Source organism: Gilliamella sp. wkB7, assembly GCF_001693435.1.
Classification (GTDB): domain Bacteria; phylum Pseudomonadota; class Gammaproteobacteria; order Enterobacterales; family Orbaceae; genus Gilliamella; species Gilliamella apicola_N.
Window position 1 is genome coordinate 2,204,151 of record NZ_CM004509.1, and the last position, 19,142, is coordinate 2,223,292.

At 34.3% G+C, this 19,142-nt stretch carries 19 protein-coding genes; 14 read left to right on the top strand and 5 right to left on the bottom strand.

Going from position 1 to position 19,142, the window contains the following annotated elements; genetic code table 11:
- Window positions 1-476: 476 nt before the first annotated feature.
- A complete protein-coding gene (locus tag A9G17_RS09700) occupies window positions 477-1,817 on the bottom strand; it encodes a replication-associated recombination protein A (protein WP_065738525.1) in 1,341 nt (446 codons plus the stop codon).
- 175 nt (window positions 1,818-1,992) lie between these two features.
- Between A9G17_RS09700 and lolA the strand changes: the two genes are divergently transcribed.
- Window positions 1,993-2,586: an outer membrane lipoprotein periplasmic chaperone LolA gene (gene lolA, locus A9G17_RS09705; protein WP_065738526.1), complete on the top strand. Its 594-nt coding sequence runs from the start codon at window positions 1,993-1,995 to the stop codon at window positions 2,584-2,586.
- 550 nt (window positions 2,587-3,136) lie between these two features.
- Here lolA and exuR read toward each other — a convergent pair.
- Window positions 3,137-3,919, bottom strand: coding sequence for a transcriptional regulator ExuR (gene exuR / locus A9G17_RS09710; protein ID WP_065738527.1), 783 nt, complete (start codon window positions 3,917-3,919; stop codon window positions 3,137-3,139).
- 242 nt (window positions 3,920-4,161) lie between these two features.
- Between exuR and A9G17_RS09715 the strand changes: the two genes are divergently transcribed.
- From A9G17_RS09715 to A9G17_RS09750, 8 genes are all read left to right on the top strand, one after another.
- A complete protein-coding gene (locus A9G17_RS09715) occupies window positions 4,162-5,430 on the top strand; it encodes an MFS transporter (protein ID WP_065738528.1) in 1,269 nt (422 codons plus the stop codon).
- 68 nt (window positions 5,431-5,498) lie between these two features.
- Window positions 5,499-6,911, top strand: a complete 1,413-nt coding sequence (gene uxaC / locus A9G17_RS09720) for a glucuronate isomerase (protein ID WP_065738529.1) — start codon at window positions 5,499-5,501, stop codon at window positions 6,909-6,911.
- Between the two features lie 18 nt (window positions 6,912-6,929).
- Window positions 6,930-8,393, top strand: a complete 1,464-nt coding sequence (locus A9G17_RS09725; protein ID WP_065738530.1) for a tagaturonate reductase — start codon at window positions 6,930-6,932, stop codon at window positions 8,391-8,393.
- Window positions 8,394-8,406: 13 nt separating this feature from the next.
- Window positions 8,407-9,906 (top strand): UxaA family hydrolase, encoded by a 1,500-nt coding sequence (locus A9G17_RS09730; protein ID WP_065739140.1) that lies wholly within the window; start codon window positions 8,407-8,409, stop codon window positions 9,904-9,906.
- A 108-nt stretch (window positions 9,907-10,014) separates the two neighbouring features.
- Window positions 10,015-11,337 (top strand): glycoside hydrolase family 28 protein, encoded by a 1,323-nt coding sequence (locus tag A9G17_RS09735; RefSeq protein ID WP_081301732.1) that lies wholly within the window; start codon window positions 10,015-10,017, stop codon window positions 11,335-11,337.
- A 654-nt stretch (window positions 11,338-11,991) separates the two neighbouring features.
- Entirely contained in the window at window positions 11,992-13,242 is a 1,251-nt protein-coding gene (locus tag A9G17_RS09740; RefSeq protein WP_065738532.1) for an oligosaccharide MFS transporter, read from the top strand.
- A 58-nt stretch (window positions 13,243-13,300) separates the two neighbouring features.
- Entirely contained in the window at window positions 13,301-14,419 is a 1,119-nt protein-coding gene (locus A9G17_RS09745; RefSeq protein WP_025316327.1) for a glycoside hydrolase family 172 protein, read from the top strand.
- 15 nt (window positions 14,420-14,434) lie between these two features.
- A complete protein-coding gene (locus tag A9G17_RS09750; RefSeq protein ID WP_065738533.1) occupies window positions 14,435-15,433 on the top strand; it encodes a substrate-binding domain-containing protein in 999 nt (332 codons plus the stop codon).
- A 31-nt stretch (window positions 15,434-15,464) separates the two neighbouring features.
- Here A9G17_RS09750 and smpB read toward each other — a convergent pair whose 3' ends face one another.
- A complete protein-coding gene (gene smpB / locus A9G17_RS09755; RefSeq protein ID WP_065738534.1) occupies window positions 15,465-15,947 on the bottom strand; it encodes an SsrA-binding protein SmpB in 483 nt (160 codons plus the stop codon).
- A 65-nt stretch (window positions 15,948-16,012) separates the two neighbouring features.
- On the opposite strand from smpB, the gene A9G17_RS09760 reads away from it, so the two are divergent.
- Genes A9G17_RS09760 through A9G17_RS09780 form a run of 5 tightly spaced genes read left to right on the top strand, consistent with a single transcriptional unit; the run spans window position 16,013 to window position 17,897 of the window.
- Window positions 16,013-16,441 (top strand): type II toxin-antitoxin system RatA family toxin, encoded by a 429-nt coding sequence (locus A9G17_RS09760; protein ID WP_065739141.1) that lies wholly within the window; start codon window positions 16,013-16,015, stop codon window positions 16,439-16,441.
- 1 nt (window position 16,442) lies between these two features.
- Window positions 16,443-16,712, top strand: a complete 270-nt coding sequence (locus A9G17_RS09765) for an RnfH family protein (protein ID WP_039128148.1) — start codon at window positions 16,443-16,445, stop codon at window positions 16,710-16,712.
- Between the two features lie 23 nt (window positions 16,713-16,735).
- Window positions 16,736-17,170, top strand: coding sequence for a zinc uptake transcriptional repressor Zur (gene zur, locus A9G17_RS09770; protein ID WP_065738535.1), 435 nt, complete (start codon window positions 16,736-16,738; stop codon window positions 17,168-17,170).
- On the top strand, window positions 17,158-17,514 hold the full coding sequence (locus A9G17_RS09775) for an EamA family transporter (RefSeq protein WP_065738536.1): 357 nt from the start codon (window positions 17,158-17,160) through the stop codon (window positions 17,512-17,514). Before zur ends, A9G17_RS09775 begins: the two co-directional genes overlap by 13 nt.
- Complete coding sequence (locus A9G17_RS09780; protein ID WP_065738537.1) at window positions 17,514-17,897, top strand: DMT family transporter; 384 nt, start codon at window positions 17,514-17,516, stop codon at window positions 17,895-17,897. The genes A9G17_RS09775 and A9G17_RS09780 overlap by 1 nt, the downstream gene beginning before the upstream one ends.
- A 148-nt stretch (window positions 17,898-18,045) precedes the next feature.
- Here the strand turns inward: A9G17_RS09780 and A9G17_RS09785 are convergent, their stop codons facing one another.
- Both A9G17_RS09785 and mutT read right to left on the bottom strand, forming a co-directional pair.
- Window positions 18,046-18,282 carry a DUF4177 domain-containing protein gene (locus A9G17_RS09785; protein ID WP_065738538.1) on the bottom strand — a complete coding sequence of 79 codons (237 nt, stop codon included), beginning with the start codon at window positions 18,280-18,282 and terminating at the stop codon, window positions 18,046-18,048.
- A 365-nt stretch (window positions 18,283-18,647) separates the two neighbouring features.
- Window positions 18,648-19,052, bottom strand: coding sequence for an 8-oxo-dGTP diphosphatase MutT (gene mutT / locus A9G17_RS09790; RefSeq protein WP_065738539.1), 405 nt, complete (start codon window positions 19,050-19,052; stop codon window positions 18,648-18,650).
- Window positions 19,053-19,142: the final 90 nt, after the last annotated feature.

The window sequence follows — 19,142 nt, forward strand, 5'->3', positions numbered from 1 at the left end:
TTAAAAATCAATTATATAGCCAATTATAATTTAAAAAATAGGTATCGTATATATAATTCGCAGATCCTATCTCATAAATATTTTTTAATAAACAATATTTTTGTCAATTTTTGTTTATTTAAAATATTATAATTTATTGTATATACAATAATAATATCTCTTAATGTAAATGATACGTATTATTAAATATATTGAGTCGCATACAATTTTAAATATGGACTAGAAAAATTAACGTATCTTAGGCCATGAATTAATGATCTTTGTAACTTTTTTCTAAATTGATTTTGATAATATCGGAATATAACAATAGTTTTTGGCGATTGATATTTATGAAGAAATTGTCAATATATTAAGTTAAGCGTTACTAAGCTTTGTGTAACTATTGAAAATTACTCATCCACTAAAAGAAATACATTTTTAATTTCGTTAAATAGAAAGTAATCACTTTGTCATGAGATGACCATTTTTCAAATATTTTAATCTTTTGAGGATTTATAACGTTGAATTGGGCTGGATTGATTTTGCGATTCTAACCAAGCAAGTTTGTCACTATAATTTTTTTCGGCTCCCCGCGTGGTTGGATAATAATATTTGCTATTGGCTAGTTCAGGTGGAAAATAATTTTCTCCTGCTGCAAACGCATTAGGTTCATCATGAGCATAACGATACTGAGCTCCGTACCCTAACTTTTTCATTAAATTTGTTGGTGCATTACGTAAATGTTCTGGAACATCATAATCAGGCTTTGATTGTGCATCGAGCATAGCTTGTTTGAAAGCTAAATACACGGCATTACTTTTTGGTGCACAAGCAAGATAGACAATTGCTTGGGCGATAGCACGTTCACCTTCAGCCGGACCAACACGTGTAAAGCAATCCCATGCAGCGAGTGCAACTTGCATTGCTCTTGGATCGGCATTACCCACGTCTTCTGACGCTATGGCTAATAATCGACGGGCAACATAAAGTGGATCACCACCTGCTGAAATGATTCTCGCATACCAGTAAAGTGCCGCATCAGGAGCTGAACCTCGAATAGATTTGTGAACAGCAGAAATTAAATCATAATAACGATCTCCTTGATTATCAAATCGGGCACTACGTTCACCTATCACTTCTTTAAGTAATGTAGGTGTAAGAGGTTGTCCGTCAGACATATCTACTAAAAGTTCAAGGGTATTTAGGGCGCGTCTAGCATCTCCACCCACAAATTCAGCAATCTGTTTTTTGGTTTCATTGGGTAGCTCAATGCTATACTTACCATATCCGCGCTGTGGATCGTCCATTGCTTGTTGTAAAATTAACTCAATGTCATTTGTGGTTAATGATTTGAGCAGGTACACACGAGCACGCGATAATAATGCAGAATTTAATTCAAATGAAGGATTTTCAGTGGTAGCACCTATAAATGTTACAGTACCATTTTCAACATAAGGTAAAAATGCATCTTGTTGACTTTTGTTAAAACGGTGAACTTCATCAACAAATAAAATAGTACGAATCCCCGCTTGCTGATTGATTTTTGCTCTTTCAATAGCTTCGCGAATATCTTTGATCCCTGACGTTACTGCTGAAACTCTTTCGACTTTTGCGTTAGCATGATGGGCAATAATTTCAGCGAGAGTCGTTTTACCTGTACCAGGCGGCCCCCATAAAATCATCGAATGTAAATTACCGGCTGCAATTGCTTTGGGTAGTGGTTTGTTTGCACCTAAAAGCTGTGTTTGACCAATATATTCTGATAACGTACGAGGACGCATTCTTGCCGCTAAAGGCTTAAATTCTTCTGTCGTAAATTCAAAAGACATACTAGGCATAACACATTGAGTCCAGTTTTAGAAAGTTATGGGTATTATATACTTGTTAGATGAAATTAGTGAAAAAGAAAAGAAAATATCTTTTCCCCCTAACTAAAAAACAGTAATATTTTAAGCAAATTCAATTATCAAAGTTGATTTGAATATTGCCAAATAAAGTACATAAGGATGAGTTATGAAAAAGTTTTTATTATTAATGGGATTGTTGATTAGCGTATCAGTATGGGCCGGCGATAAAGAGTTGTTACAACAACGCCTTAATAAAATTGATGGATTTTATGCACATTTTTCTCAAGAAGTGAAAACAGCTGATAACCAATTGGTACAAGAGGGGAGAGGAGAACTTTGGGTTACAAGACCTTATTATTTTAATTGGACAATGAATGAACCGGATGAAACTTCAATTATATCTGATGGAACAGATATGTGGGTATATACGCCGGCGGTTGATCAAGTAAGTGTCATGGATTTAAAAAAAGCAGTGGATAATCGATTGATGCTACTGATAACTGATAGTCACAATGCTATTTGGAATGTTTATAATGTGACTCGTAAACAAGATTCATTTACATTAAAACCAACAGATGGATCTAATCAGGATTTTGTTATTTCGGTATTACCAACTGGCATGATTTCTAACTTTTCCATTATTGAAGAAGATGGACAACGTAGCTACTATGAATTATCTAGCCAAAAACTTGGCAAAGTTGACTTAGGCAAATTTAAATTTACGCCACCAGCGGGTATAGCGATTGATGATCAACGTTAGTTCTATATAGAGATAATTAGAATGTGTAGATATTTATCATTCATACTTCTAGTTAGTTTTTTTATGTTTGACCGTTATTAATAAAGTTAGTCATGAATATCATAAAAGTTATAGATCTTTAATAATGATATCAGATAAAAGATTATTACTATGTAAAATGTTAGTGAATGTCTTTTATCTGAACTCAGTTATGCCTATTCAATTTTTCAGTAGAATCTTTATGAAAAATATTATTAATTTTCAAAATACTATCAGCTTGTTTAGCATCAATATTGAATAATTTAGGGTAAAAAAATAGTATTGATTTGCGGTCGCCAAAACGGCCGATAAAATAACTTTCTTCATTATTTTATCGGAACATTTTTGAAGTATCTTAATGTCGTATTGGTTTGACCAATTTCGATTATCAAATATAAAAAAGGTTTTTTTGGTATTTATTTGTTATGTTTAAATTAAACAGAGTACCTGATCCTATTATTCGCCTGTCATATAAAATATAAGATCAGTTGATAAAACCTATAATTTAACAAGGTATAAATAAGTACAATAATTATTCAAATTCATTTTCATTAATACTAACAACTGGATTATCTGAAAACAGATAGTGATCGCGTTTAGTTTCAAAATCTTCACTCGCTGCATCAAATAACATTTTTTTCGTATTTTCTAAATGTTGCCACATCGCTAATTTGGCTGCTTTAGGATCGCGATTGATTAATGCTTCAAGAATTTTATCATGTTCTTCCCACCAGCTTTCGATATCTTGTTGCTGTACATGTTCATGGAGTTTTTTCCATAAAGGATTTAGGGTTCTCTGTCGCCATGTTTCTTCAACAATGGTTATTAAAGCCGTATTACGCGTAATCATGGCAATTTGTGTGTGAAATTTTAGATCCCAATCAGAGTCCCGATAGTGATCTTCTTTTTTTGCATTGTGCTGAATTTCTAATAGTTTAACAATATCATCTTTTGTGATCTGAGTTGCAGCAAACTCAGCAATATTACTTTCGATTAATTGACGAGCTTGTAATAACTCAAATGGTCCTGTTGTAGCAAAATTGAGTCCGTGTGAGTCAGCAATCATATTTATAGTTTGCTGTTTATTGGCAATAACATGTATACCAGACCCTTTTCTAGCATCAACAAAACCTTCAACTTCTAACATTATAATCGCTTCTCTTACCACCGAACGACTGACTTTTAATTCTTCACAAATGAGTCTTTCTGACGGTAATTTGCTGCCTACAGGATAAACGCCATTGATAATTCGGTTTTTTAATTCTGTAGCGATAACTTGATAAAGACGCTGATGTTCATTCTGTTCTTGGGTCATAATAATTTTTGAGTAGTTCCATAATTCAAGTTTGGTACTTAAAATAACATCTAATTGCTTAGAGTTAAACAAGCTTGAATTAAAATTTTATAATCTTGTCAGATAATTTTTCAATAAGACGGACAAATGAACAACCGGATTTTTATTGTGGTTATTTGCTATGTTCTGTGATGTATGTCAACTTTTTAAGTTGACTGACATGTTAATATGCGCCAAAATTCATAATGTGTATGGAGCATAAAATGTACAAAACAATAAAAAATCTTCGCTGGTATATGATAGCGTTAGTGACTATTGGCACAATTCTTGGTTATTTAACTCGAAATTCAATTGCAGTTGCTGCCCCAGTGCTTAATGAAGTCATGGGTATGACAACTCAACAATATTCATATGTTGTTGCAGCTTATTCAGCCTGTTATACCGTAATGCAACCTGTAGCGGGGTATGTTCTTGACTTACTTGGCACACGCGTAGGTTATGCGGTATTTGCTTTATTATGGTCAGTTTTCTGTATCAGTACCGCATTTTCTGGCAGTTGGGTGGGGCTTGCGTTTACGCGTGGCGCTGTTGGAGCTGCCGAAGCGGCTATGATACCTGCTGGTTTAAAAGCAACAAGTGAATGGTTTCCGGCAAAAGAAAGATCAATCGCTGTTGGTTGGTTTAATTTAGGATCATCCGTTGGAGCAATGATCGCACCGCCATTAGTTGCCGGAGCAATATGGTTACACAGTTGGCAATTAGCGTTTGTTATTTGTGGTTTACTTAGCTTTATTTGGGGGTTATTTTGGTTTGCTCTTTATCGTCATCCAACTAACCAAAAACGATTATCAGAAGAAGAAAGAAAATACATTTTATCAGGGCAAGAAGTTAGTCACCAAACATCAAACACTACCAAATTACCTGCGTATAAAATCGTAAGTACTCGTCGCTTTTGGGGCATTGCCATCCCAAGGTTTTTAGCTGAACCTGCATGGGGAACCTTTAACGCATGGATCCCATTATTTATGTCTACGGTTTATGGTTTTGACTTAAAACAGATTGCGATTTTTGCTTGGATGCCAATGTTGTTTGCTGATTTTGGTTGTATACTCGGTGGCTATATGGCGCCATTTTTCCAAAAATATTTTAACGTCAGTTTGATTAACTCGCGCAAATTAGTTGTTACTGTTGGTGGCGTATTAATGATTGCACCTGGGTTAATTGGGCTGTTTGCAAATCCTTATGTTGCTATCTTCTTATTTTGTATTGGTGGATTCGCTCACCAAGCATTATCTGGTGCATTAATTACATTATCATCCGATGTATTTGGTCGAAATGAAGTTGCAACTGCTAATGGTTTTACAGGTATGGCAGCATGGCTTGCTAGTACTATCTTTGCTTTAATTGTGGGCGCGCTTGCGGAATCTGTTGGTTTTAGCCCATTATTTGTCATTTTAAGTTGTCTTGACCTTTTAGCTGCGTTAGCGGTATGGACAATTTTAAAAGCACCATCAACAACTGAGCAACAATAAATTAATCGAGTTGCGCATGTTATTGGCATGTGCAATTAAATAGATAAACACGGTTTATGGAGAATAATATGCGTTTTTTAACTGAAGACTTTTTACTTGATACTGAATTTTCTCGTCAACTTTATCACAATTATGCGGCACAACAGCCGATTTTTGATTATCACTGCCACTTACCACCAGAACAAATTGCACAAGATTATCAATTTAAAAATTTGTACGACATCTGGTTAAAAGGTGATCACTACAAATGGCGTGCCATGCGTACTAATGGTGTGCCGGAGAAGTTTTGTACTGGCAGCGAGGTAAATGATTTTGAAAAATTCAAAGCTTGGGCTGAAACGGTGCCTCATACAATCGGTAATCCACTTTATCATTGGACACATTTAGAATTACGTAGACCATTTGGTATCGATGATATTTTACTATCACCAGCCACCGCTGAAACCATTTGGAATAAATGTAATGCAATGCTTGAAACTAAAGAATTTACTGCACGTAGCATTATGAAAAAAATGAATGTAAAAATGGTCGGCACAACTGATGATCCAATTGATGATTTAGTTCACCATAAAACCATTTCTCAAGATAGTTCATTTGATATTAAAGTTTTGCCAAGCTGGCGACCAGATAAAGCGTTTAATATAGATTCTGAATTTTTTGTAGCCTATATCGAAAAATTATCAACTGTTTCGGATATTAATATCTCAAGTTTCCACCAACTTTGTCAGGCGTTAGCAAAACGTATGGATCATTTCGCTGCACATGGTTGTAAAGTTTCTGATCACGCCTTAGATACGGTCGTTTATGAAGAAGCGACAGAAAAAGAATTAGATGCAATTTTAACTAAACGACTAACTGGAGCAAATCTAACTTCGAAAGAAGTCGCTCAATTCAAGACTGCGGTTATTATTTATTTAGGCAGCGAATACAACAAACGTGGATGGGTTCAGCAATATCATATTGGCGCTTTACGTAATAACAATTCAAGAATGTTTAATCTAATGGGGCCTGATGTTGGTTTTGATTCTATTAATGATTCACCCATTGCTCAACCATTATCTCGACTATTAGATGCACAAGCTAAACAAAATGCTCTACCTAAAACAATTCTCTATTGCTTAAATCCATCTGATAATGAGATTTTGGGAACGATGATAGGTAATTTCCAAGGAGAAGGAATACAAGGCAAAATGCAATTTGGTTCAGGTTGGTGGTTTAACGATCAAAAAGACGGCATGATTCGCCAAATGACCCAACTGGCTCAGCTTGGTTTATTAAGTCGTTTTGTTGGAATGTTAACCGATAGCCGCAGTTTCCTTTCTTATACTCGTCATGAATATTTTAGACGCATTTTATGTCGTATGATTGGTCGCTGGGTAGAAGATGGTGAAGCACCTCGTGATATCGAGTTATTAGGTCAAATGGTCAAAAATATTAGTTTTGATAATGCGAAAAACTATTTTGGTATCGAATTAAATTAATATATTAGAGTAATAGTAATGAAAACATTGAACAGAATTGATTTTCCCGGCGCTAAATACACCACGCGTGTTGTACAATTTGGCGAAGGTAATTTTTTACGTGCATTTTTAGATTGGCAATTGGATATTTTAAATGAAAAAACCGATCTTGATGCGGGTGTAGCAATTATTCGCCCACTTAATACAGACTTTCCACCATCATTAAATACTCAAGATGGTTTATATACCACATTAATTCGTGGATTAAATGAACGCAATGAAACAGTAAAAGAATTTAGGATGATTCGTTCCGTTAATAGTGAGATAAATGTCTATACACAGTATGACCAGTATTTTGCATTAGCCAAAGATCCTAATATTCAATTTATTTTTTCTAACACCACTGAAGCCGGTATCAGCTATGTTGAAAGCGATAAACTTACAGACCAACCTGCTACAAGCTATCCAGCTAAATTAACGGCTTTCTTATATGAAAGATTTAACCATTTTTCTGGAAGCAAAGAGAGTGGTTTAATCATTATTCCATGTGAGTTAATTGATTATAATGGCGATGCACTAAAAAAATTGGTCTTAAAATATGCTAACCAGTGGAATTTGTCAGACAAATTTATTGCTTGGTTAGAAAACGATAATGTATTTTGCTCAACATTGGTTGATAGGATTGTCCCAGGTTATCCTAAAGCTCAAATTGCTGAATTAGAATCGGAATTAGGTTATAAAGATAACTTTATTGATTCAGCAGAATATTTCTATCTTTTTGTTATCCAAGGCCCACAATGGCTAGCGCAAAAATTGAATTTGGATAAATGCAACATTAATATCAAAATTGTCGATGATATTAAACCCTATAAAGAGCGTAAAGTTGCAATTTTAAATGGTGCGCATACAGCACTGGTTCCAGTAGCTTATCTAGCAGGAATTGATACGGTTGGTGAATCAATGAATGATTCGCAAATTTTAGAATATATCAAAGAGACAATTTTTGATGAAATTATTCCAGTTTTAGATTTGCCACATCAAGAATTAGTTGATTTTGCGCAGTCAGTTATCAATCGTTTTAAAAATCCATTTATTGAGCACCAATTAATGTCAATTGCTCTAAATAGTATGACCAAGTTTAAAACACGTATACTTCCGCAATTGCTCGCTTATCAAAAAGCAAAAAGTGTGTTACCTAAGCATTTAGTCTTCTCTTTTGCAGCTTTAATTGCTTTTTATCGAGGTGTAAGAAATAACCAAAATTATCCATTACAAGACGATGCAATTTGGTTAGAGCGCTTTAGTACTGGCTGGTCCAATGTCAGTAGTGGTAATGAAACACTTGCGCAATTAGTGGAAACAGTACTTAGTGATAGTGCTCATTGGGATTGCGATTTGCTAAATATTCCGCAATTAGCACAAACATTGACACAATATTTAACTGTCATTACTCAAGAAGGTATGCGCAGTGCAATTGAAAAATGTGTTACTGGTAGCAAATAAAATGAGTGGAGCAATGGTAAAATTTATAAAAATTAATAATGAAGATAATGTCGCTGTGGCATTATCTGATATAGAAGCACATGAAGATAATATTATAATCGATGGAAACACCATCGATTTACCACAAGCGATCAAACAAGGGCATAAATTTGCCCTTAAAGATATTGAGCCTAATGAAAATATTATTAAATATGGTTTACCAATAGGTCATGCCACTTGTTTAATTAAAATGGGTGAACATATTCATTCACACAATTTAAAAACCAATCTAAATGATATTAATAATTATAAGTATCAACCTAATTTATCCAAAAATCAGTCGCTGCATGAAATAGCTGATAAGCCAGTCAACATTTACCGCCGAAAAAACGGTGAAGTTGGTATCCGTAATGAACTTTGGATTATACCAACGGTAACATGTATTAATGGTATTGCGCAGCAAATTGTTAAACAGTTTTGTGATGAACTCAATAATCAATTAGAAATTGATGGCATTACCGTACTTGAACATCCTTATGGTTGTTCACAACTTGGACAAGATCATAAAAACACCAAAATAATATTACAAGATCTTGTTAAACACCCTAATGCGGGGGCTGTATTAGTTATTGGACTTGGATGTGAAAATAATCAAATCTCAGAATTTAAAGCCGATCTTGGTGATTATGATGAGTCGCGTGTTAGATTCCTGATTGCTCAACAAGAAGCCGATGAAGTTGCTTGTGCATTGACGCTGCTAAGAGAACTTTATGCCATTATGAAGCAAGACAAACGCGAAGTAGGGCGGTTAAGCGAATTAAAATTTGGTTTAGAGTGTGGCGGATCAGATGGTTTTTCAGGAATCACTGCTAATCCGATGCTAGGGTTGTTTTCGGATTATGTCATTGCCCATGGAGGAACCAGTGTTCTTACCGAAGTACCTGAAATGTTCGGTGCAGAAAATATTTTGATGTCTCACTGCGTTGACGAGCCTACTTTCGATAAAACCGTGCTTATGATCAACGATTTTAAACAGTATTTTATCTCAAACAATCAGCCTATTTATGAAAATCCGTCTCCAGGTAACAAAGCGGGAGGGATAACAACCTTAGAAGAAAAATCCCTTGGTTGTACGCAAAAAGCTGGCGGAAGTGAAGTGATTGATGTCTTGAAATATGGTGAAAGACTAACAAAGCATGGACTCAATTTACTCAGTGCGCCTGGTAATGATGCCGTGGCTACAGGGGCTTTATCAGCAGCAGGATGTCATATGGTGCTATTTACTACAGGTCGCGGAACTCCTTATGGTGGAATCGTACCAACGGTAAAAATTGCTACTAATACACAATTAGCAAACAAAAAAGGAAATTGGATTGACTTTAATGCTGGCAAACTCATTGAGGGTACTTCTATGCAACAGTTATTAATTGAATTTATTGATTATATCGTACTGGTTGCTAATGGTCAGCAAACACGCAATGAGATAAATAATTTCAGAAATCTAGCGATATTAAAAAGTGGTGTAACTCTTTAAAACTATCCACTCAAGGCTAAAATTAACCAGCCTACTTATCCAAATAACAATGAGAACTGTAATCTATAATGGGCGACAGTTCGCGTTAAAATGCAAAAGGAAGCAACAATGACAATGGTATCTGTTGAAGATTTTGGTGCAATAGGTAATGGCAAAACACTTAATACAGTTGCTTTTGCCAATGCAATACAACATATTGAACAACAAGGTGGAGGAACGCTTATCGTTCCAGTGGGAACTTATTTAACAGGCGCAATCAAGCTTTGCAGTAATTTAACTTTAGTTATTGAACAGAATGCGACTTTATTATTTTCAGATAATGAACAAGATTACCCAATCGTGCATTCACGTTGGGAGGGGGTAAAACAAGATGTCTATATGCCTTGTATTTACGGTCAAGATCTTGAAAATGTCATTATCACCGGTGGCGGTAAAATTGATGGCAATGGTGCTAAATGGTGGCATACTTTCCGTCATAATCGTGATACCCTAAAGTATCCAAGACCTTACTTGATTGGTTTTGATTTTTGCCAACGTATAACTATTGAAAAAGTGTTTTTAACCCAGTCTCCAAGTTGGACGGTCCATCCAATGGAGTCAAATAATGTGGTGATTGATAATATATCGATTTTAAATCCAGCAGATTCACCTAATACCGATGGTATTAATCCTGAGTCTTGCCGTAATGTCAGAATTTCAAATTGTTATATTGATGTGGGTGATGATTGCATCGCAATTAAAGCGGGTACTGAGGAGACAGCAGATAAAAGCCCTTGCGAAAACATTTTAATTACTAACTGTAACATGATTCATGGTCATGGTGCGGTAGTATTGGGTAGTGAGATGAGTGGTAGTATTCGTAATGTCACTATTACTAATTGTGTATTTCAAAAAACGGATCGTGGTGTGAGATTCAAAACACGTCGAGGTCGCGGTGGTACCATTTCAGATATTACTTTTAGTAATATTGTTATGGATGAAGTACTATCAGCCTTTGTAATGAATTATTACTATTACTGCGGACCAAAAGGTAACGATCCAATTGTTTGGAATAAAGATCCTCTGCCAATAAATGAAGCAACCCCAGCTTGCCATAATATTAGTTTTTCAAACATTATCGCCAAAAATGTGCGTGCCTATGCTGGTTTTTTATATGGCATTCCTGAATCGCCAATTGCCAATATTTCGTTTGATAATATTCGAGTATCAATGCAAATCAATGCTGAAGCAGGTGAAGTTGATATGTTTAAGGATGTTAAACCTGAGGCTGGTAAAGGATTTTTTATCGAAAATGCACAGAGTATTTTATTTAATAACGTTATTATCGATAATGTTGTAAGTGAGCCGCTTTGTGTTAAAAATAGTAGTGATGTTTACGTCAATCAGTCATTTGTGAAGCAGGATGGCAAATTAATTAAATTGAAAGTTTGAGCACATTATAGATGATCTTTCAAATTCTATTTGAAAGAAAGTTGATTCTTGGTAAATAACCGCTTTTGTAGCGGTTATTTTTTATAAAAAAACGTTAATTAATAATATTCCATTGGAAAATAGATAGCGCATAATACAATAAAATAATTATTTACTATTTATCAGTGGTAATAATTACATCCATAATCCATTATAGCAATTTAGCAATTTAGCAATTTAGCAATTTAGCTATTTAGCTATTTTATTCCACCCACTGATAAGTACATTAAAATCCATTCAATATTCATTACAAATTTATACCGCATTGTTATTTGAATGATTGAAATTGACTTAATTGTTGATAAATCCTGCTGCGCATGGGTATGCAACAAATCTTCTTTATTGAAATGGTAAATGGGAACCAATAGATAATAGTGTGGCTAATTTTGCTGCTAATGATCGCCAAACTACAGAGTCTGTAAGTGTTTTTATATTGCCTAATTAGTCAACAATAAACTCAGCAGAGCTTTAATAACAAGGTCGCTTGTAATTCTTATTTACATTACTTTAGTAAAATAACTTTGAAGTTGATCACATTTATCTAATAAAGCCGTTAAAGCTAAATTTTTAGCTATTCATACTCAAATGTGTACTTAACTCTTTATAGGATAAATTATGACTAGTGCATTTTATAAAAAACCAACTTATTGGTTTGCCTCGTTTTATAGCATTATGTATTACGCAGCGGGAAGTTTCGTTTTTTCCTTTTATGCTATATGGCTAAGTAAGGAGATAGGCTTAAGCGCAAAACAGACCGGCATTATTTATTCGTTTAACTACTTTATTTCGTTAATCATTATGATTCTGTATGGTATTTATCAAGATAAATTAGTGCTAAAAAAACACCTTGTCTGGTTTCAAAGTATTATTATTACTTGCGCTGCTCCAGCATTAATTTATGTGTATGAACCATTATTGCGCCATAATTTTTATCTTGGTGTGATTTTCGGTAGTTTCTTTTTAGGATTTGGTTGGATTGCTGGCATGGGGCTAATTGATTCCTACTGCGAAAAAATCAGCCGGGCGTTTGGTTTTGAGTTTGGTCAGTGTCGAACATGGGGATGTATTGCTTATGCTGTCGGTACCTTTATTGCGGGTATTTTGATTAGTATTAATCCTCACCTAAATTTTTGGGCAGCATCGGGTGTTGGTGTTTGTTTCATGATTCTTAATCTCAACTTCAAGCCTGATTTAAGTAAATCAACCGAAGCCGTGTTCCAGAAAAAGGATAAACTCAGTTTTAATGAGATCCTCTCTGTTTTTACCCTTAAAAAATTCTGGATATTTGTTATCTATGTACTCGGAACTTACAGCCTTTATAATATTTATGATCAACAGTTATTCCCTGTTTATTTCACACAACAGTTTGAAGATGTCAATGATGGATATCGTTTGTATGGTGTTTTAAATTCATTCCAAGTCTTTTTAGAAGCCGCAGTTATGTTTTGTGTACCATTTGTGGTGAATCGTGTCGGTGCAAAAAATGCATTGATTTTTGCCGCATTTGTTTCGGCTTCTCGTATCTTCTTAACGGGTCATGTAAGCAGCATTGCAATTATCTCAGTGATTAAACTTATGCACTGCTTAGAAATTTCAACCATTTTGGTTTCAGTGTTCAAATATATTGATAATAACTTTAATGCTCGATTATCTGCGACTGTTTTTTTAATTGGCTATCAGGTTGCAGGTTCAGTAGGGGTCATTTTATTTTCAACTTTAGTTGGTGATTTTTATGATAAAGCAGGTGCAGCAACAACATTTAATAATCTTGGTTTAGTTGTATTAGGCTTTATGATTTTTGCTATCTTCTTCTTAAGTCGTGATAGAAAAAGTGTCAATATTGAAGATAAGCCAGAAGTTAAATAAATTAAAACTGTTTTCAATTTTCATTAATAGAATTTAATAACGTTAGTAAGGATTCACAATGAACATATATAATTCTGTAACACAATTTCACTTTGAACAAACTCGAACCATTTCGCCAGAAAATATGACCGGTGAAAAAGGTAAATCTTGTATGAAAGGCAGTGCATTAGGTCCAAGCCGTAAAGGACAAGGTTGTATTTCGATTCCAGCAGGTGAAACGGTAACAATTGCTGAGATCACAGGTCCAGCTGAAATTCGTCATATGTGGTTTACCTTAACCGACAGAACGCATCGCGGTAGTTTTGTACTTCGTGATGTAGTGATTCGTATTTATTGGGATGATGAAAAGGTTCCTTCTGTTGAAAGCCCAATTGGTGATTTTTTCTGTAATGGTTTTGGAGCAAGGTGTGATATTAATTCAGTGCCAATTGTTGTTAATCCAACAGGTGGTTTTAATAGCTATTTTAGAATGCCATTTAATAAAAAAGCGCGCATTGAAATTCAAAATGAGCATGAAGCTGATTTACAGCATTTCTTCTTTACTATTAATTATGCAATCATGCCAAAACCGTTTGAAGCACCGCTTTATTTCCATGCACAATGGCGTAGACAGCGCGTCACTAATTATGCACAAGACTATGTAATATTAGACAATGTTGAAGGTCATGGCTATTATGTTGGTACTTACTTAGCATTGACCGCTCTTGAGCGTTATTGGTGGGGGGAAGGTGAGTTTAAATTCTATCTAGATGGCGATAGCGATTATCCAACTCAGCATTCAACTGGCTCAGAAGACTATTTTGGTGGCGCATGGGCATTTCATAACCGCGATAGTCAAGGTCGGCCAAAAGCGAAATGTTTCCAAACATTGTTTATGGGATATCCATATCAAACCAATCGTGATGCAACACGTGATTTTTTCCAAACTGGAGATTCTAACCCAGTACACGGTTTTGGTGATGATAGCTTACCAATGCATGGCTTATATCGTTGGCATTTACCAGATCCAATTGCGTTCCATAAAAATATCAAACTTGCTTTTCAACAAATTGGTAATGATGATATAAGATTATATGAACGTTGCGATGATATTGCCAGTGTTGCTTATTGGTATCAGAGCCCATCGGAAAACCATAATCCGGTATTCCCGAATAAACAACAACGTACACCACGATAATTAAGAGAGCAGTAAATGGCGAGTAATAAATTAAAAATCAATGATATTGCTCGTTTGGCTGGCGTGTCGGCAACGACCGTCAGTCATATCTTTAATAAACGAGATAAAAAATATCGTATTTCACCACAGACACGGCAACGGGTATTAGCCATTGCTCAACAATACAGTGATCAATCGCATATTCGCCAATATTTGATAAAAGCCAATAGTACCAATACGGTAGGTGTTATTGTTCCTGATATGTCGAACTCTTTTTTTTCAATGTTTTTGCATCATTTAGAGGCATCGTTTAGGCAAAAAAACATCCAATTATTAATTACTTGTAGTCATTATAATAAAGACGTCGAAGTTAACGTCGCTCAAAATTTAGTTGAGCGCAAAGTAGATGCGATGATTGTGGTGACATCTTTAGACAGTGATGATTTTTATGTAAGTATTAATCAACATACCCCGGTACTATTTTTTGACCGCTATCTTAAAGATACCTCCTTACCTTTTATCACAAGTGAATCATTGGATTCGGTCGCTGAATTAATTCAACCTTATGCCAAACAATTAGATGAATTTTATTTTATTGGTTGTGACACGCAACTCACATCGATTGATGCAAGGCTTAAAGGATTTAAACAAGGACTTAAGAATGCTGGTTTAGCCGTTAATCCAGAATGGTTAGTGAGTGATGACTACTGTCCAAATAAAGGATACGATTTGCTTAAAAATCTGCATAACAAATTAGGGCGTTTACCAAAAGCGATTTTTACACCGTCAGGGAATCTGTTACAAGAAGTGCTTAGTTATTTAGTGGAAATAAAGTTAGATCCGAAAGAAATTTGCATATGTTCTTATGACTACAACATCTATCTAGATTACTCTTATTATCCAATTGATGCCATTGCACAGGATTTTCAAAGTATGGCGCATGTTTGTGTTGATGTGATCGATGATTTACTTAACTTTAAAGAGTTAAAAAACCATGAAATTTTTATCAAACCACAAATAATACGCCATCATTAAATTGATCATTGAGTGATGAATTACACAATGATTAACGATTAGCGTTTTTCATAATACGGGCTTTATCAACTTGCCATTGACGTTCTTTGATATCGGTGCGTTTATCGTACTCTTTTTTACCTTTAGCAACACCAATTTTTACTTTTGCCCAAGCATTTTTCCAATATAAAGAAAGGGCAACAACGGTATAACCTTGACGATTGATTTGACCAAATAATGAGTTAAGCTCACGTTCATTTAATAATAATTTTCGATTGCGCATAGGTTCACACACCACATGTGTTGACGCAACATTCAGCGGTGTAATTGTTGCACCAAATAACCATGCTTCACCATCTTTAAGTAATACATAACTATCACTTATATTGGCTTTACCTGCACGCAATGATTTTACTTCCCAGCCTTGCAAGGATAATCCTGCCTCAATTTCCTGTTCAATAAAGTACTCATGGCGTGCGCGTTTATTTAATGCTATAGTTGCCGAACCTGGCTTGTGTAATTTTTTCTTAGTCATAATGTGCGATATTATAAAGTTACGTGGTACTATATGCCACTAATTTTAACTTTTATTTTATTATTATGGCACATGTTTTTCACGAGGTTATCGAGCCTTATTCAATTGAGCAAATGTTTGCTTTGGTCAATGATATTACTCTCTATCCAGAATTTGTACCTGATTGTATCGCAACTGGCATTATTAGAAAACAAGATAATTTAATGGCGGCATTTATTGAAGTTGAAAAATTAGGTTTTAAGAAATCTTTTACAACACTAAACAAAATTAATCAGCCTCATTCTATTGAAATGAGTTTGTTAGACGGCCCGTTTAAATACCTATCGGGAAAATGGCAGTTTACTTCATTAGGGGAAAATAAAAGTAAAATTAGTTTTGAGTTGAATTTTGAATTCAAAAATAAGTTACTTGATATTGCTTTCACTCCAGTATTTAAAGAGGTGATGTCTAATATGGTTAATGCATTTTCACAAAGAGCAAGGCAGATTTATTAAGATGAACAGTATTCAAATTGTTTATGCACTACCTAATAATCCAACAATAATTAATTGTGATGTTGATGAGCAAACGAATGTCTTGCAAGCAATCACAAAATCCAATATCTTATCGATATGTCAGATAAAATTAGATGAACACTTGATTGGTATTTATGGTAAACGTTGTGATCTTAATGATTTAGTGAAAAATGGCGATCGTATTGAAATCTATCGTCCATTAATTAATGATCCTAAAGAAATAAGACGAAGAAGAGCAGCAAAAAAATAATTTATTGAGGCAAAGGAAACAGAATGCATAATCTGCTAATTGAAAAAATTGAAACTTTATGCAAGAAGCGTGGTATTAAATTGACAACACAGCGTCGAACAGTGTTAGATATTATGTTGAAAGCAAATAAAGCAATGAGTGCATATGATCTTTTAGATTTGCTTAAAATCAGTGAACCACAAGCAAAGCCGCCAACGATTTATCGTGCGTTAGAATTTTTGCTTGAACAAGGTTTTATCCATAAAGTTGAATCGTCGAATAGTTTTATTATTTGCCCACATTTTCATGATCCAGAGCATATTTCAATACTGTTTATTTGTGACAAGTGTCAACAGATCATTGAAAAACATTCTCAAGATATCGAAACACAACTTAAGCAATTAGCGCGACAAAGTGACTTCTTGATAAAACACAGTGTGCTTGAAATCCATGGAATTTGTCAGCCATGTCAGCCTTAATTATTACTCTTTGGTTAGTAAATCTATTTTGTGATACTGTCGGACAAATTGCATTTAAATATGCTGCAATAACTTCAAAACATCAACAAGGTTTACACTATTGGCAAAAATTGTTTGGTAATTTTTGGCTTTGGTTGGGGTTTGGTACCTATTTTGTTGGCTTTATTTTTTGGCTGGCTTTTTTAAGTGAAGTTCCATTATCGCAAGGTATTCTATTAGGATCGTTTAATATCATCACAGTTATGGTTGCTGGGCGAATTTTATTTAAAGAACATCTAACAGCATTTCGTCTTATTGGTATATTTTTTATTACTGTCGGCGTGATATTAGTAGGACTTACCTAATGAAAAAATTTTATATCATCGGTTTTATCTTATTGTTATTTTTTGATACATTTGGTCAAACTACTTTCAAATTAACCGCATTATCAGCTTTACCATTCGAAATTAGTTTCGATTGGTTAATCCGTATTTTTAGTCATGGTTGGGCATATTTAGTCATCTTAGGCTATACAGGCGCATTTATGACTTGGATGGTTTTATTGAAAAAAGCGCCTGTAGGACCAGCGTTTGCTGCTTCACATCTACAAGTACTGACCGTTATGCTAGTTTCAGTGATCGTTTTTAATGAACAAATAACATTAACTCGTTTATTGGGTGGATTATGTATTATTATTGGTATTGTATTTTTAGCTTTGGCTGAGCAAAAATTACAATGTAAAAAATAGGTTTTTATACTGAAACGTATGCATTACCTGAAACTTTTTGACAAAAATTTTTCTTATTTACTTTTTAGGTTAATTATTGACTCGATCTATTTATTATTAGGAATCAATAAAGTTAATAGAAATATTGATTCCTTTTTTAATTACTGGATTAGAAAAAGTTTGGTTTAATATTATCGTGTTCTCGTTCCAGTATAACCAAGTAAGCTTCTCTACGCCAAAATAGATATAAACGGCGTATATCTTTTTCCATCGTAACCACTCGCCAACCTTGAGCCGCATATCTATTTAAAAAAGTAGAAAACTTTAAAGGATCAGCGTTAGCGGTACCTAAAAGTAATGAGGATAATGCACTTTCTTGATAAATTATTACTTTATATTCTTTCATATAGTTAAACCTTAATTCCTTTTACAAAAATAGTAATTTTTTTGATTATAATGTTAAAAAATAGGCAGAAATTATACCTTTTTTAACCAGTCAAACAAACAATTAAACTTATAATAATGAAAACTAACTAATTTAACGTAAGTTTTGTCAAAAAGTTTCAGGTAATGCATACGTTTCCGTATAAAAATTATAATTCAAATGAATATTAAGATAATAGGTAACGTTTATGACACCATTTGGCAAGAGTTGATAAGTAAATTAGAGGGAATTAATAACTTAGCGTTTTACTTTAATGTGACAAAAAAACATAAAGTACTCTGGCTTTAAAATATTTCAAAGCTATTTAAAGTGACCTGACAAATGAATTAAATCTGTTTATCTAAGTTTTTAAGCATTTCGATAATCGGTCTATTAGCATCAGGAAATTCGTCAGCATTAAGATCTTCTTGTGCAACCCAACGGCTAGGTTGGCCTTCTTTAGCAAATGGCACACCGTCCCATTCTTCAACAAGATAAGCATGAATGGTGATGTCACGATCATCATAACTATGTTTAAAAATATTTAAAAATTGGGCTTGATGAATTTGGATATCAACTTCTTCAGCTATTTCACGTTGCAAGGTTTGAAATGGGGTTTCACCTACTTCAATCTTTCCACCTGGAAATTCCCAAAAACCAGCAAGATGTGAGTCTTCACCGCGTTGAGTTATAAAGATTTGACAATCTTGTGAACGAATAATACCTACGGCAATTTCAGTATGTTTTTTCATAATCCTGTCTATTTGTGATTAAAATCAGGGAAAGTTGGTACTTTCCCTAGTAATTTTAGTACCGAGTTTAGTCGGTTATTTAATATCAAT